The 13,930-nt window shown below is 65.5% G+C and carries 16 protein-coding genes; 3 read left to right on the top strand and 13 right to left on the bottom strand.

Annotated elements, in window-relative coordinates:
- Window positions 1-63: 63 nt before the first annotated feature.
- The 13 genes from MFM001_RS20515 to MFM001_RS20455 all read right to left on the bottom strand — a co-directional run bounded on the left by MFM001_RS20515 (window position 64) and on the right by MFM001_RS20455 (window position 11,564).
- Window positions 64-906, bottom strand: coding sequence for an SDR family oxidoreductase (locus MFM001_RS20515; RefSeq protein ID WP_116377103.1), 843 nt, complete (start codon window positions 904-906; stop codon window positions 64-66).
- Window position 907: 1 nt separating this feature from the next.
- A complete protein-coding gene (locus MFM001_RS20510; RefSeq protein WP_116377102.1) occupies window positions 908-1,195 on the bottom strand; it encodes a DUF1330 domain-containing protein in 288 nt (95 codons plus the stop codon).
- A gap of 8 nt (window positions 1,196-1,203) precedes the next feature.
- Window positions 1,204-1,392, bottom strand: coding sequence for a ferredoxin (locus MFM001_RS20505; RefSeq protein WP_116377101.1), 189 nt, complete (start codon window positions 1,390-1,392; stop codon window positions 1,204-1,206).
- Window positions 1,389-2,672, bottom strand: a complete 1,284-nt coding sequence (locus MFM001_RS20500; RefSeq protein WP_116377100.1) for a cytochrome P450 — start codon at window positions 2,670-2,672, stop codon at window positions 1,389-1,391. The genes MFM001_RS20505 and MFM001_RS20500 overlap by 4 nt, the downstream gene beginning before the upstream one ends.
- A 109-nt stretch (window positions 2,673-2,781) precedes the next feature.
- Window positions 2,782-3,288, bottom strand: coding sequence for a hypothetical protein (locus tag MFM001_RS20495; RefSeq protein ID WP_116377099.1), 507 nt, complete (start codon window positions 3,286-3,288; stop codon window positions 2,782-2,784).
- On the bottom strand, window positions 3,285-3,884 hold the full coding sequence (locus MFM001_RS20490) for a TetR/AcrR family transcriptional regulator (RefSeq protein WP_116377098.1): 600 nt from the start codon (window positions 3,882-3,884) through the stop codon (window positions 3,285-3,287). The genes MFM001_RS20495 and MFM001_RS20490 overlap by 4 nt, the downstream gene beginning before the upstream one ends.
- 90 nt (window positions 3,885-3,974) lie before the next feature.
- Window positions 3,975-5,123, bottom strand: a complete 1,149-nt coding sequence (locus tag MFM001_RS20485) for an acyl-CoA dehydrogenase family protein (protein WP_116377097.1) — start codon at window positions 5,121-5,123, stop codon at window positions 3,975-3,977.
- 3 nt (window positions 5,124-5,126) lie between these two features.
- Window positions 5,127-6,272 carry a thiolase family protein gene (locus MFM001_RS20480; protein WP_116377096.1) on the bottom strand — a complete coding sequence of 382 codons (1,146 nt, stop codon included), beginning with the start codon at window positions 6,270-6,272 and terminating at the stop codon, window positions 5,127-5,129.
- Window positions 6,265-7,068, bottom strand: a complete 804-nt coding sequence (locus tag MFM001_RS20475; RefSeq protein WP_116377095.1) for an enoyl-CoA hydratase/isomerase family protein — start codon at window positions 7,066-7,068, stop codon at window positions 6,265-6,267. The genes MFM001_RS20480 and MFM001_RS20475 overlap by 8 nt, the downstream gene beginning before the upstream one ends.
- On the bottom strand, window positions 7,061-8,254 hold the full coding sequence (locus MFM001_RS20470) for a CaiB/BaiF CoA-transferase family protein (RefSeq protein WP_116377094.1): 1,194 nt from the start codon (window positions 8,252-8,254) through the stop codon (window positions 7,061-7,063). Before MFM001_RS20470 ends, MFM001_RS20475 begins: the two co-directional genes overlap by 8 nt.
- Complete coding sequence (locus MFM001_RS20465) at window positions 8,255-9,013, bottom strand: SDR family NAD(P)-dependent oxidoreductase (protein ID WP_116377093.1); 759 nt, start codon at window positions 9,011-9,013, stop codon at window positions 8,255-8,257.
- Window positions 9,013-10,179 carry an acyl-CoA dehydrogenase family protein gene (locus tag MFM001_RS20460; RefSeq protein ID WP_116377092.1) on the bottom strand — a complete coding sequence of 389 codons (1,167 nt, stop codon included), beginning with the start codon at window positions 10,177-10,179 and terminating at the stop codon, window positions 9,013-9,015. Before MFM001_RS20460 ends, MFM001_RS20465 begins: the two co-directional genes overlap by 1 nt.
- Before the next feature lie 89 nt (window positions 10,180-10,268).
- Complete coding sequence (locus MFM001_RS20455) at window positions 10,269-11,564, bottom strand: amidohydrolase family protein (protein WP_116377091.1); 1,296 nt, start codon at window positions 11,562-11,564, stop codon at window positions 10,269-10,271.
- Between the two features lie 234 nt (window positions 11,565-11,798).
- Between MFM001_RS20455 and MFM001_RS20450 the strand changes: the two genes are divergently transcribed.
- The 3 genes from MFM001_RS20450 to MFM001_RS20440 are packed head-to-tail and all read left to right on the top strand — an operon-like array spanning window position 11,799 to window position 13,930.
- Entirely contained in the window at window positions 11,799-12,329 is a 531-nt protein-coding gene (locus MFM001_RS20450) for a carboxymuconolactone decarboxylase family protein (RefSeq protein ID WP_116377143.1), read from the top strand.
- A 4-nt stretch (window positions 12,330-12,333) separates the two neighbouring features.
- Window positions 12,334-13,611: an aromatic ring-hydroxylating dioxygenase subunit alpha gene (locus MFM001_RS20445; RefSeq protein ID WP_116377090.1), complete on the top strand. Its 1,278-nt coding sequence runs from the start codon at window positions 12,334-12,336 to the stop codon at window positions 13,609-13,611.
- Window positions 13,595-13,930: a hypothetical protein gene (locus MFM001_RS20440; protein WP_116377089.1), complete on the top strand. Its 336-nt coding sequence runs from the start codon at window positions 13,595-13,597 to the stop codon at window positions 13,928-13,930. Before MFM001_RS20445 ends, MFM001_RS20440 begins: the two co-directional genes overlap by 17 nt.

The raw sequence follows: 13,930 nt of genomic DNA, 5'->3' as shown, positions 1-13,930 counted from the left end.
CATAAAGACCGCGAATCGGCGACACCTTGCGAGCCACCACCGTTCTAACTGCGGCTCAACCGGTTACGGCTTGCGCCCCACGGTCAGCTTGTCCCGCAATGTCATCGAGGCCACCGTTCCGCCGTCGCACAGGATGTCGGTACCGGTGAGGTAGCCGGCTTTCTCGCTCGCGCAAAACGCCAGTAGTTCGGCGATCTCCTCCGCCTTCCCGAATCGCTTGAGCGCGGCGTAGTTGACCATTGCACCGGCACCGCTTTGCTCTTCCAGCCGGCCCATCGCGGTGTCGATTGAGCCCGGCGACACCGACAGGATACGTGCGCCGCGGCTCCCGAATCGGCCCGCCTGCGACGTGCAATACCACCGCACAAAACTCTTGCTGATGCTGTACGCCATGCCCGGTCGCGCCCTCTCCGGAACCAGGCCGCACACCGCCATCATCTTTTTCATGAATGCGCGCTCGTCGCGCAGCGCTGTGCTGAATCGTTTTGTCGGAACAAACGATTCAGGCAACATATGTGCTGCCATCGACGCGACGTTGACGATCGCGGAGCCTTCACCGACGACCTTGAAGAAACTCTCGTTGACGTTGACCGTGCCCACCGCATTGATCCGCATGATCATCTCGGCGCCGCCCATGCTCGGACTCACGCCCGCCGTGTGAATGACGGATGCGACCGTTCCCAGCGCGCTCGACGTCTCGACAAGTTCCGCGACGGACTCCCGGTCGGTGATGTCACAGACCACCGCCGTAGCTACGATGCCCGAGTCCTTCAGCTCGGTCGCCGCGTCATCCAGCCGATCACCGTCGACATCGCTGATGACGACGGGATACTCGCGGCCGACGATCTTCGCCGTCGCCAGTCCCATGCCGCCGGCCCCGCCGGTGATGACCGAAACTCCTTGCACGTCAGGCAAAACCGGCGAGGATCACCGCGTTGCAGTCGGCGGCCGCCTGCCGCAACTTGGCCGCTTTCTGGTAGCCCTCGGATTCATACCAGGCACGTGCGGCATCGACCGATTCGAATTCCAGCACGACGGTCTGGTCGCCGTGCCAGCTGCCTTCGACCACCTTCGGGGCGGTATCGACCGCGAGGATGTTGACGCCGGCCATCGCGCCTCCGGCGGCCTTGGCGTAGGCCTTCATCCCCTCCGGATCTTTGATGGCCTCGGTGAGAATGACGTAGCCCTTTGGCATTTGAACCCCTAACTCGCTTCGATGGCCTGCTCGGGACAATCTTTGACGGCGTCCCGGACCGCGTCCTCGAACTCGGCGGGAATCTCGGCCACGGTGACGACCGAATAGCCGTCGTCGTTGATTTCGAACACCGACGGGCAGATGGTGGTGCAGATCCCGTGCCCGCGGCAGCGCTCCTCGTCGACTCTGGCCTTCACCGACCATCCTCCAGATCGAATTCAAGGTGCAGTTCGGTCAGGCCGCGCAGGATATAGGTCGGCACATACTGATAACGCCGCTCGCCGGCCGGCCCGTGCTTGCTCTCCGAAATCCTGATCTCGGTGGTGCGGTCGAGCAACCGCTCGATCGCCACCCGAGTCTCTGCCCGCGCCAACGGTGCACCGGGGCAGCTATGAATCCCCCGGCCGAATGCGATGTGCTGTCGCGCGTTCTTGCGGGCCGGGTCGAAGGTGTCCGGGTTTTCGAATCGCCTCGGGTCCCGGTTGGCGGCCCCGTTGACCACCATCACCGTTGTGCCCGCAGGGATTTCGACCCCGCCGACGCTGGTCGACACCCGGGACAGCCGGAAGTCGCCCTTGACCGGGCTCTCGATGCGCAACGCCTCCTCGATGAAGTTGGGGATCAGACTGCGGTCACTGCGCAACCGCTCCTGAATGTCGGGACGCTCTCCGATGACTTGCAGTGCCGCGCCGAGCAGCCGCACAGTGGTCTCCTGGCCCGCTGAGAACACGTTGGTGGCGACGCGAGCCACGTCGGTCACATCCGGAACCGATCCGTCGGGGAACGTGGCGGTCGCCAGTCCGGTCAGCACGTCGTCGCGGGGCGATCGGCGCCGATCCTCGATGTAGTCCGAGAACGTGCCGTACAGGAACTCAAGTGGACTGTGCGACAACGACTTTTCACCGGTGCTGCCGACCCCGCCGCCCGCGTTGCGGTGAATGCCTTTGACGAACTCGCCGCGGTCTTCTTCCGGCACACCCAAAAGGTCGGCGATCACCAGCAGCGTGAACGGGCCCGCGAACCCCTTGATGAACTCGCCGTGACCCGGCGCCAGGAAATCGTCGAGCACCCGATCGGCCAGCACCCACATGGCGTCTTCGTTCTCCTTGAGACGCTTGGGCGTAATCAACCGCATCAGCAGCGCACGGTGATTGGTGTGGGTAGGCGGGTCGAGCGTGGGCAGCTGGTCGCTGAACGGCAACTCGTCACGATGCTGCTCGATCAGCTCGGTCACGTCGTCGCCCTCGAGCGGCACTGGGAAGCCGGGGAACGGACCCGTCACCGAGATGCACGACGAGAACGTCTCGGCGTTGTTGGCAACCTCGACGGCCTCCTCCCACCCGGTCACCATCGTCACCCCGTGATGCGGTTCGCGGGTGACCGGGCACTTGCCGCGCAGCGCGTCGAAGTAGGCGTAGGGGTTCTCGAGGAGCCGGTCGTCCCGGAAGAAATCCATCGCGGTCAACTCGTCCGCCATCCTGCTGCTCCGTTCGCGCAATCTCAGCTAGTGAGAATGTCCCTCTCAGCTATGAGTATTACATTTCCATAGGGAGCGCTTCGACGTCAACGGAGCAGAGTGGCGGGGGTTAGCTGGCGGGAATGAGGTCGGCCGCGACGGACGGGGACACCATCGCGCCGCTGCGGAAGGACTCGACATCGCCGATGGGGCATGCCGGCATCCCGGCCGCCGCGAGGGCCTGGGCCTTGAAGGCTCGGGCGGCGGCGCTGAGCCGGTGCTGGACGAGCCCGACATTGTCGTTCAGCTCGGGCGGCCAGGTCTCTCCCCACAGCGTTACCTCGGTGACGCCGTGGTCGAGGGCCTGCAGCACGCCCTGCCGAACCCTCGAATCGCATCCGATGAGGTCGGCGGCGGCGGCCAGGGTCTGCGGACGCGGGCGCTGCCCCACCGTCGCCAGCGCGTATTCGAGGTCGACAACCCCGGCGCCGAGGATCTGCAGCGGCCGCTCGTCGGGATGGTCGGCGACCAGGACCGTCACGTCCCAGCCGGCCATCGCCCGGTCGAACAGCCAGCCGCCGGCGAACTTCACCACGTCGACGACGTCGGCGGCGACCACATCGAGCTGGTACCTCACGTCGTCCTCGGCGGTGCCAGGTCCCGAGCCAGCGATTCCGCGTACTCCTTGAACGCTTCGGTCAGTGGTATCGAAGGGTCGAGCAACCATGTGGTCTCCATTCCGGTGATGAAGGCGAGAATCTGCACCGCCTTGACGGTGACGTCTATATCCATGCGGAACTGGCCGGCCTCCTGGCCGCGCCGGATGAGGCCGGTGATGATCCCGACCGCGTCCTGGTAGCGGGTGAGCAAGCGGTCGTGCAGCGGCGCGTCGGGGTCCATGTTTTCGGCCAGCAGCACGGTGTAAGTCCCGACCAACTCGGGTGAGCGGTGGAAGCGATCCGCAACCGCCGCGATTTCCGAGATCAGGTCGCCGGCCCGGTCGGCGTGGGCGTCGTCGTCGGCGTCGCGGGCATCGACCACCGCGTGCAGCAGCTGTTCCTTGGACTCGAAATGGTGCAGCAAACCGGCCGGGCTGACGCCGGCCTCACCGGCGATCTGCGCCAAGGTCGTGTTGCGCCACCCGTTGCGGGTCAGCAGCCGCTGCGCGACCTTGAGTATCCGCTGTTTGCGGTCCTCGCCTTTGGCCAGCAGCGTCTCATACGGCCGCGTCACCGGACTCCTTCGAATCAACCAACTGAACACACAGTAGGTTGGTTGAGGCGATGTGACAAGGGTCTCAGCCCGCACATTTTCTGCGGGCGGTCACAACCCGAGCGACTTGGCGATGATCACCTTCATCACCTCGCTGGTTCCCGCGTAGATGCGGGCCACCCGCGCATCGGTGTACAGCCGGGCGATCGGATACTCCATCATGTAGCCGTAGCCGCCGAACAGCTGCAGACAGCGGTCGACGACGCGGCCCTGCATCTCGGTGCAGAACAGCTTCACCCTGGCCGCATCCGCGCCGGACAGCTGGCCCGCGACCAGTTCGGCGACGGCCCGGTCGACCATCGTCTGCGCGGCCTCGATCTCCGCCGACATCGCCGCCAGTTCGAACTTGGTGTTTTGGAACGACGCCACCGGCGTGCCAAAGGCCTTGCGCTCCTTGACATAGTCGATCGTCGCGGCGACGGCCGCTCGGGCCTGGGCCACCGAGCCGACGGCGACGGTCATCCGCTCCTGCGGCAGGTTGTGGCCGAGGTACCCGAACGCCTCACCTTCCTCACCGAGCCGATTGGCCACGGGGACACGGACATCCGTGAACGACAGCTCGGCGGTGTCCTGCACCTTGCAGCCCATCTTGTCCAACGCGCGGCCCTTGACGAAGCCGGGCATGCCGTCCTCGACCACCAGCAGCGTCAGCCCGCGCCGGCGGTTGTCCGGATCGGTCGACGTCCGCGCCACCACGATGACGAGGTCCGCCAGAAGGCCACCGGTGATGAACGTCTTGGCGCCGTTGAGGACGTAGTGGTCGCCGTCGCGCACCGCGGTGGTGCGGATACCGGCCAGATCGGAACCGGTGCCGGGCTCCGTCATCGCGACCGCGGTCAGCAGCGTGCCGGCGGCCAGACCGGGGAACCAGCGCTGCCGCTGCTCGTCGTTGGCGTAGTGCAGGAAGTACGGAAGGATCACCTCGAGCTGCGTGCGGACGGTGCCCATCGTGACCAGGGCCCGGGCGGCTTCCTCTTGCAGGATGACGTTGTAGCGGTAGTCGTTTAAGCCCGAGCCGCCGTACTGTTCCGGGATGGCCATGCCCAACATGCCCAGCGCGCCGAGCTTTTCGAAGATCTCCCGCGGCATCCGGCCGGCCTTCTCCCAGTCGGCGTAGTGCGGTTCGATCTCTTTCTCGACGAAATCGCGGGCCAGTTGGCGGAACGCCTCGTGGTCTTCGGTGAACAGGTCGCGACGCATATCTCAGGCCACCAGTTCCACCAGCGTGGCGTTGGCGGTGCCGCCGCCCTCACACATGGTCTGCAATCCGTAGCGAATCCCATTGTCCCGCATGTGATATGCCATCCGGGTCATCAGCACCGCACCGGAAGCGCCGAGCGGGTGGCCCAGTGCGATGGCACCGCCCAGTGGATTGAGCCGGTCTGGATCGGCGCCGGTTTCGGCCAGCCAGGCCAACGGCACCGGCGCGAACGCCTCGTTGACCTCGAACACGCCGACGGCGTCGATCGAGACGCCGGCCTTCTTCAGCACCTTCTCGGTGGCCGGGATAGGGCCGGTGAGCATCAGCACCGGATCCGCTCCGGTCACCGCCCCGGCTCGATAGCGCACCAGCGGAGTCAGCCCGAATTCCAGTGCCATCGCGGCGGTCGTCACCAGCAGAGCCGCCGCCCCGTCCGAGATCTGCGACGAGTTCCCGGCGTGGATGACGCCGTCGTCGAGGAACGCCGGCTTCAGCCCGGCCAGCTTCTCCACCGTGCTGCCGCGGCGCACTCCCTCGTCCTGGTTGATGACGTCGTCGCCGACGAACACCGGGACGATCTGCGCGTCGAACGCGCCGTTGTCCTGGGCTGCAGCGGCCAGTTCGTGCGAGCGCACCGAATACTCGTCCAGTTGGGTGCGGGAAAAACCCCACTTCTTGGCGATCTTCTCCGCGGAGATGCCTTGGTTGAACGAGAAATTGTCATAGCGCTCAAGGACTTTGGGTCCGTACGGCATCCCGGTGGCCCGCGCGGCGCCCAGCGGCACCCGGCTCATCACCTCCACCCCGCCGGCCACCACGACGTCCTGCTGACCCGACATGACCGCCTGCACCGCGAAGTCGAGGGCCTGCTGGCTTGAGCCGCACGCCCGGTTGATCGTGGTACCCGGAATGCTCTCCGGCCAGCCCGCCGCCAGCACCGCGTAGCGACCGATGTTGCTCGACTGGTCCCCGACCTGCGACACGCAGCCCCACACGACGTCGTCGACGATCCCCGGGTCGATCCCGGTGCGTTCCACCAATTCATTGAGGACGATGGCCGACAGGTCGGCGGCGTGCATGCTCGACAGCCCGCCGTTGCGTTTGCCGACCGGGGTGCGCACCGCCTCGGCGATGACTACTTCACGCATCTGTCTGCTCCGATCTCGAAACCGCCCACCGACCAGTAAACGACGGCTCGCGCTTCTCGGCGAACGCGGCATAGGCTTCTGCCGCGTCGGCGGTGGCGAAGTTGACGGTCTGCGCGCGGGCCTCGTTGGCCAGCGCATCCCGCAGCGTCCGGTCGGCACCCTCGTTGAGCAGTGCCTTGGTCTGCGCCAGCGCGATCTGCGGCCCGGCCACCAGTTTGGCGGCCAGGTCGGTGACAAAGGCGTCGATCTCGTCGCCCGCCACCACCCACGTCACTAGATCCAGCGCCTGGGCCTCGTCGGCGTCGATGGTTTCGGCCAGCAGCGCGAGCCGCTTGGCCTGTTGCAGCCCAACGATTTTCGGCAACAACCACGACCCGCCCAGATCCAGTGACAGTCCGCGCTTGGCGAAAATCTGGCAGAACCGCGATTCCGGCGTGGCCACCACGAAGTCGCATCCGAGCGCCAGGTTCCAGCCGGCGCCGACGGCAACTCCGGTCACCTTGGCGATCGTCGGTCGCGGTAGTTCGTGCAGCGCCAGCGCCACGTCGGTGAGTAGCTGTAGTTTGTCGACGGGATGCGCGTCGTCGGGTGTGGAGATGTCGGCGCCGGAACAGAATGCCCCGCCGGCTCCGGTGACCACGACCGCGCGCACGTCGGGGTCCTTGCCGGCGGCGGTCAGCGCCTTGGCGAGCGCGATCCACAGCTCCCGGTTGATCGCGTTCTTGCGCCGCGGCCGGTTCAGGGTCAGCGTGCGCACGCCGTCGCGGTCGCTGGACAACAGCACGGGCTCAGGCATACGCAGGTCCGATGGCGCCTTGCGCACGCAGCGCGGCGATTTCGTCGTCGGCCAGGCCGAGTTCGGCGAGCACAGCGTCGGTGTGCTGCCCGAGTCCCGGCACCGCGCCCATCGGGGCCTGGTAGCCGGCGACGACGGGCGGCGGCAGCAGAGCGGGGATCGGGCCTGCCGGGGTGTCGACCTGACGCCAGCGGTCGCGGGCGCTCAACTGCGGGTGTACCAGCACCTCGCTGGGCACGTTGTAGCGCGCGTTGCCGATTCCCGCGGCGTCTGCGGTCTTCTGCACGTGCTCGAGGTCGTGCTCGGCGCACCAGGCGCCGATCGCCTCGTCGAGGACGTCGCGGTGCGCGACCCGGCCGGCGTTGGTGGCGAACCGCGGATCGTCGGCCAGGTCGTGGCGCTGCAGAATCTCACGCGAAAGCCGTTGCCACTCTTGGTCGTTGGTGGTGCCCAGCACGACCGTCTGGCAGTCGGCGGTAGCGTAGGCGCCATACGGCGCCACCGCCGGCGAGCTCATGCCCAGCGGCTGCTGGTCGATACCCGAGTGCTGGGTGTAGGTCAGCGGGTAGCCCATCAGGTCGGTCATGGTGTCGAACAGGCTCACGCTGACAGACCCGCCGCGTCGCGAATACAGCAGCGCCAGGATGGAGATCGCCGAATACAGCCCGGTGCTGATGTCGGCCACCGGCGGACCGGGCTTGGCCGGGGCGCCGGGATAGCCGGTGACGGCGCACGCACCGGATTCGGCTTGGGCCAGCAGGTCGTAGGCGCGTTTGTGCGACAGCGGGCCGCCTGCGCCGTAGCCGTCGATCTCGACGGCGATCACATCGGGGTGGCGCTGTGCCAGAGCATCGGACCCGATACCGAGCCGGGCGGTGGATCCCGGCGCCAGGTTGGACACCAGCACGTCGGCACGGTCGAGTAACCGATGCAGAAGATCCAGACCCGCAGCGGTTTTCAAGTCGAGCGTCACCGACTCCTTGCCGCGGTTGGCCCAGACGAAGTGCGCGGCAAGCCCGTTGACGACGTCGTCGTAGTAGCGGGCGAAGTCTCCGCCCTTCGGGTTTTCCACCTTGATCACCCGTGCACCGAAATCGGTGAGCACGCGGGTGCACATCGGGGCCGACACGGCCTGTTCCAGCGCCACCACGGTGACTCCCGCGAGTGGCGCCTGTGATTCGGGCATCTACATCACCATGCCGCCGTCCACCGGCAGCACCTGACCGGTGATGTAAGACGCCGCATCGGAGGCGAGAAACACGAACGCGCCGGCGACCTCGTCGGGCTCTGCCCAGCGCTTCAAGGGAATGCGGTTCATCATGTTGGCCGCGAATTTCTCGTTGGTCCGGATGGTTTCCGTCATCGGCGTCGCGGCCAGCGGCGCCAGTGCGTTGACGAGGATGTTCTTTGTGGCGAACTCGCGCGCAAGGGATTTGGTGAAGCCGATGATGCCCGCCTTGGCCGCGGAGTAGTTGACCTGCCCCAGCGTGCCGGTCAGCCCGGCCGCCGACGTCACGTTGATGACGCGCCCGGTGCCGTCGGTGGGAATGTAGGGCAGCGCGGCCTGAGTGCAGTTGAACGCGCCCATCACGTGGATGTCGAACAACAACCGGAACGACTCTTGGCTGGTCTTCTCGAACATTGCCGGCCGCGTCACACCCGCGTTGTTCACCAGGATGTGCAGCTTGCCGTCGGCGAGAGCAGCCGCCTGAGCGGCCGCGGCGTCGGCCGAGTCGCGATCCGAGACGTCCAGCGCAACGGCCTCGGCGCGCCCGCCCGACGACGAAATGCGTTCTGCCACAGCAGCGGCCGCATCCTTGTCGACGTCGGTGACAAGCACCGCCGCACCCGCGTCAGCCAGCGCCGTCGCGACGGCGGAGCCGATGCCGCCCGCTGCTCCGGTGACCAGCGCGGCGCGGCCGGACAAGTCGAAATACCGGCTCATCAATAACTCCTCGGCAGTTTGAGTGTGTGCGATCCCAGGAAATTCAGAATCATCTCCTGGCTGATCGGCGCGATCTTCATCAGGCGGGCCTCGCGGAAGTAGCGGGCGACGTTGTACTCCTCGGCGTAGCCCATGCCGCCGTGGGTCTGCAGCGCCCGGTCGGCGGCGGTGAATCCGGCATCGGCACACAGGTATTTCGCGGTATTGGCTTCGCGCCCACAGGATTTGCCGTTGTCGTAGAGCCAGGTGGCCTTGCGCAGCATTAGCTCGGCGGCGTCCAGCCGGGCCAGCGAGTCGGCCAGCGGGAACTGGATGCCCTGGTTCATCCCGATCGGCCGGCCGAAGACCTCGCGGTCGGTGGCATATTTCACCGCCCGGTCCAGCGCGACCCGCCCGATGCCGAGCGCCTCGGCGGCGATCAGCATCCGCTCCGGGTTCAGCCCGTCGAGAATGTACTGAAAACCCTTGCCCTCCTCGCCGACCCGGTCCCCGACCGGCACCTCCAGGTTGTCGATGAACAGCTCGTTGGAGGACACCGCGTTGCGGCCCATCTTGCGGATGGGCCGCACGTCGACCCGGCTGCGGTCGAGGTCGGTGAGGAACAGCGTCATGCCATCCGTCTTCTTAGTGACCTCGTCATAGGTCTGGGTGCGGGTCAGGAGCAGGATTTTCTCGGACTCCATTGCTTTGGAGATCCACACCTTGCGGCCGTTGACCACGTAGTGATCGCCCTGCCGCTTGGCGAACGTGGTGATGCGCGAAGTATCCAGGCCCGCACCGGGTTCGGTGACGCCGAAGCAGACGTGCAGATCACCGGTGGCCACCCGGGGCAGGGTGCGTGCCTTGAGCTCGTCGGAACCGTGTACCACCACCGGCTGCATCCCGAAGATCGACATGTGGATCGAGCTGGCGGCGTTCATGCCGCCGCCGGACTTGGCGACCTCCTCCGCCAGCAGCGTGGCCTCGGTGATACCCAGGCCGTGACCGCCATACTCGGTCGGGATCGTCATCCCGAGCCAGCCGCCGTCGGCGATGGCCCGGTAGAACTCGGAGGGGAATTCGTGCGCCTGGTCGCGCTCCATCCAATAGTGGTCGTCGAACTTCGCCGCCAGCTCTGCGACCGAGCTGCGGATCAGCTGCTGATCATCGGTCAGCTCGAAATCCATGCTCTACTCCTTCGCGCGAGCAGACGCAGAATCGCACGATTGCCGCCCGAATGGTGCGATTCTGCGTCTGTTCGCCAGCGGGTGCCGCCTCAGTCAGTGTTGCCGGTCAATGACTTCGCGCTGGCGGCGAACTCCGCGAACGACGAGCCCGAGCGCTCCTTGTGCTGCGCCAAAGCCCGTATCGAAACGTCGTGTCCCTCAGCGGCTTTGCGCAGCGCGCCGACCGTCGCCTGCTCGCGGGAGATGTGGCTGAACGGGTCGAACGAGTACCAGCGCATCGCGTTTTCGTGGGTGATCTTGTTGATCTCGTCGTCGGGCACGTTGTTGTCGGACAGCACCTGCCACAGCTCCTCGGGAGCGCCCGGCCACATCGAGTCGCTGTGCGGGTAGTCGGCCTCCCAGCAGATGTTGTCGATGCCGATCATCTTGCGCAGCGTCACACCCACCGGGTCGGAGATGAAGCACGTCAGGAAGTGGTCGCGGAACACCTCCGACGGCAGCTTGCCGCCGAAGTTCTGGTGCGTCCAGGTCGAGTGCATCTCGTAGGTGCGGTCGACCCGCTCCAGGAAGTAGGGAATCCACCCGGTGCCGCCCTCGGAGAGTGCGATCTTGAGGTCCGGATACTGCTTGATGGGCTTGGACCACAACAGATCTGCCGCCGCCTGCACGATGTTCATCGGCTGCAGGGTGATCATCACGTCCATCGGTGCGTCCGGTGCGGTGATCGCCAATCGGCCCGACGACCCGATGTGCACGTTGAGCACGGTGTTGGTGTCGCACAACGCTTTCCACAACGGGGTCCAGTAGTCGTCGTGGAAGCTGGGGTAACCCATCGCGGCCGGGTTCTCGGTGAACGTCAGCGCGTGCACGCCCTTCTTGGACACCCGACGGACCTCGGCGGCGCATTTCTCGGCGTCCCAGATCACCGGCAGCGCCATCGGGATGAACCGCGCCGGGTACGCCCCGCACCATTCGTCGATGTGCCAGTCGTTGTAGGCCTGCACCAGCGCCAGCGAGAAGTCCGGGTCTTCGGTGGCGAACAGCCGCCCGGCGAATCCCGGGAACGACGGGAAGCAGATCGAGCCCAGGATGCCGCCGGCATTCATGTCCTTGACCCGCTCGTCGACGTTGTAGCAGCCGGGCCGGATCTCGTCGAGCCCGGTTGGCTCGATCCCGTACTCCTCCTTCGGACGGCCGGCCACCGCATTCAGCGCGACGTTGGGGATCACGGTGTCGCGGAACTGCCAGGTGTCGGAGCCGTCCGGGTTGTGCACCAGCCGCGGAGCGTCGTCGATGTACTTCTTCGCCAGGTGGTTCTTGAACATGTCGGGCGGCTCGACGATGTGGTCGTCGACGCTGATCAGGATCATGTCGTCTTTGTTCATTGGACGGTCCTTTCCCTCTCTATGAAAATTAGCTTCTCAGATCGCGAGAATCAACATCTTGCTCCGCGTAGCGGCGCGCTGACGGCGCAACGACGCTACTCCTGAGCCGGCCTCCGCGGCCCTTGTTTGCGCAGGTGGCCACCACCTTCTTTGCCGCTATTGACCAATCGGGCGGATCGTGGAAATCTATTGGTCAAATATGAGAATATGATTCTCCAAACCGAGGAGGACTCTATGCGGCTGTCCCCGCTGCCGGCGGACGAGTGGGACGACGCTGTCCGGCATGCGGTGGCCGGGATGCTGCCCGAGGAGCGGCGGAACCCGGACGATGCGGGCAACCTGCTGGCCACCCTGGTGCGCCATCCCGACCTGACCCGCGCGTTCCTGCGGTTCAGCTTCTACCTGCTGTCCGCCTCCACGCTGCCGCCCCGCATCCGCGAGCAGGTGATCCTGCGGGTCGCGCACCGGCGAGGCTGCACCTACGAGTGGACACACCACGTGAAGCTGGGCAAGAAAGCCGGCCTGTCCGACGCCGACATCGCCGCGATCCAATCCGGCGACCCGGCAGATGATTTCGACCGCGCGGTGGTGGGCGCCGTGGACGAGCTCGACGAGAAGTCCAACCTATCGGATGCGACCTGGTCCGCGCTGAGCGATCGGCTGGACGAAAAACAGCGGATGGATCTGGTCTTCACGATCGGGGGCTACACCGCACTGGCGATGGCCCTGAACACCTTTGGCGTCGAAGTGGAACAAGAGAGGTAGAACCGTGCCACATTTTACCAAGCCGGCCGCGGGAAGCTGGACCGAGAACTATCCGGACCTGGGCACCGGGCCGGTGGACTACACCGACTCGATCGACCCCGCGTTTTTCGAAGCCGAGCGCGAGGCGATCTTCAAGCGGACCTGGCTCAATGTCGGCCGGGTGGAACGGCTGCCACGCACCGGCAGCTACTTCACCAAGGAGCTCCCGTCGGCCGGACCGGGTATGTCGGTGATCGTCGTCAAGACCAAGGACGGGTCCGTCAAGGCCTATCACAATGTGTGCCGTCACCGCGGAAACAAGCTGGTATGGAACGACTTTCCACACGAGGAGACGTCGGGCACCTGCCGGCAGTTCACCTGCAAATACCACGCGTGGCGCTACAACCTCGACGGTGAGCTGACGTTCATCCAGCAGGAGGACGAGTTCTTCAACGTCGACAAGAGCCAATACGGATTGGCGGGAGTCCGGTGCGAGGTCTGGGAAGGCTTCATCTTCATCAACTTCGACGACAACGCGGCACCGCTGATCGACTACCTGGGACCGCTTGCCAAGAGCATCGAGGGCTATCCCTTCGGGGAGATGACCGAGACCTACTCCTACCGGGCCGAGGTCGGCAGCAACTGGAAGCTGTTCATCGACGCGTTCGTCGAGTTCTACCACGCGCCGATCCTGCACCAGGGGCAGTACACCAAGGAAGAAGCCGCCAAGATCCAGAAGTTCGGCTACGAGGCACTGCATTACGAACTGGCCGGCCCACACAATCTGCAGTCGACCTGGGGCGGTCAGGCACCGCCCCCGGACATGTCCATGGTCAAACCGATGGACCAGGTGTTGCGCAGCGGGCTGTTCGGCCCATGGGACAAGCCGGAGATCATCGAGAACCTCGAGCTGCCACCGGGCGTCAACGTGAAGAGGGTGCCGCAATGGGGCATCGACTCGTGGCTCTTCTACCCGAACTTCATGCTGTTGATCTGGGAGCCGGGCTGGTTTTTGACCTACCACTACTGGCCTACCGCGGTGGACAAGCACATCTTCGAGTGCACGCTGTATTTCGTTCCGCCGCGCAACGCCCGCGAACGCCTGGCCCAGGAACTGGCCGCAGTGACGTTCAAGGAGTATGCGCTGCAGGACGCCAACACGCTGGAAGCGACCCAGACCATGATCGGCACCCGGGCCGTCAAAGAGTTCCTGCTGTGCGACCAGGAAGTCTTGATCCGCCATCTGCACAAGACGACCGCAGACTACGTGAAGGAGTACCGCAACAATGGCCACCGCAAATAAGCTCCCTGCCGAGTTCGCGGATCTGGAGCCGTTTTTGGATTGGGATCTGGCCACCGAGCCGGAGCGCTACGCCAAACGGCTGGCCTCGTCGATGAGCGAACTGCAGGAGTTTTACGACGTCGCCTTCCCCCGCCTGAACGACGTGATCGCCTACTGTGACAAGTTCCCGTTGGATGACCTGCCAGAGGACGCCCGCACACTCATGCACATGATGCAGTCGTTGATCATGGTGTCATTTCCGGTGGAGGCGTGGAAGCAGCCCCGCGTCCCCGACAGCGGCGCCGCATGGGTGGAGCTGATCAGGGAGCCGGTGATCTGA

Source organism: Mycobacterium sp. MFM001 (assembly GCF_003402475.1).
Classification (GTDB): Bacteria; Actinomycetota; Actinomycetes; order Mycobacteriales; family Mycobacteriaceae; genus Mycobacterium.
This window is presented reverse-complemented; position numbering and strand designations above follow the sequence as displayed.

Bases quoted from the DNA above. Each gene is read 5' to 3' on its own strand.
- MFM001_RS20440 (WP_116377089.1), top strand. From the start codon at position 13,595: ATGGCCACCGCAAATAAGCTCCCTGCCGAGTTCGCGGATCTGGAGCCG.
- MFM001_RS20510 (WP_116377102.1), bottom strand. From the start codon at position 1,195: ATGCCAAAGGGCTACGTCATTCTCACCGAGGCCATCAAAGATCCGGAG.
- MFM001_RS20455 (WP_116377091.1), bottom strand. From the start codon at position 11,564: ATGAACAAAGACGACATGATCCTGATCAGCGTCGACGACCACATCGTC.
- MFM001_RS20460 (WP_116377092.1), bottom strand. From the start codon at position 10,179: ATGGATTTCGAGCTGACCGATGATCAGCAGCTGATCCGCAGCTCGGTC.
- MFM001_RS20475 (WP_116377095.1), bottom strand. From the start codon at position 7,068: ATGCCTGAGCCCGTGCTGTTGTCCAGCGACCGCGACGGCGTGCGCACG.
- MFM001_RS20500 (WP_116377100.1), bottom strand. From the start codon at position 2,672: ATGGCGGACGAGTTGACCGCGATGGATTTCTTCCGGGACGACCGGCTC.
- MFM001_RS20480 (WP_116377096.1), bottom strand. From the start codon at position 6,272: ATGCGTGAAGTAGTCATCGCCGAGGCGGTGCGCACCCCGGTCGGCAAA.
- MFM001_RS20470 (WP_116377094.1), bottom strand. From the start codon at position 8,254: ATGCCCGAATCACAGGCGCCACTCGCGGGAGTCACCGTGGTGGCGCTG.
- MFM001_RS20465 (WP_116377093.1), bottom strand. From the start codon at position 9,013: ATGAGCCGGTATTTCGACTTGTCCGGCCGCGCCGCGCTGGTCACCGGA.
- MFM001_RS20485 (WP_116377097.1), bottom strand. From the start codon at position 5,123: ATGCGTCGCGACCTGTTCACCGAAGACCACGAGGCGTTCCGCCAACTG.
- MFM001_RS20450 (WP_116377143.1), top strand. From the start codon at position 11,799: ATGCGGCTGTCCCCGCTGCCGGCGGACGAGTGGGACGACGCTGTCCGG.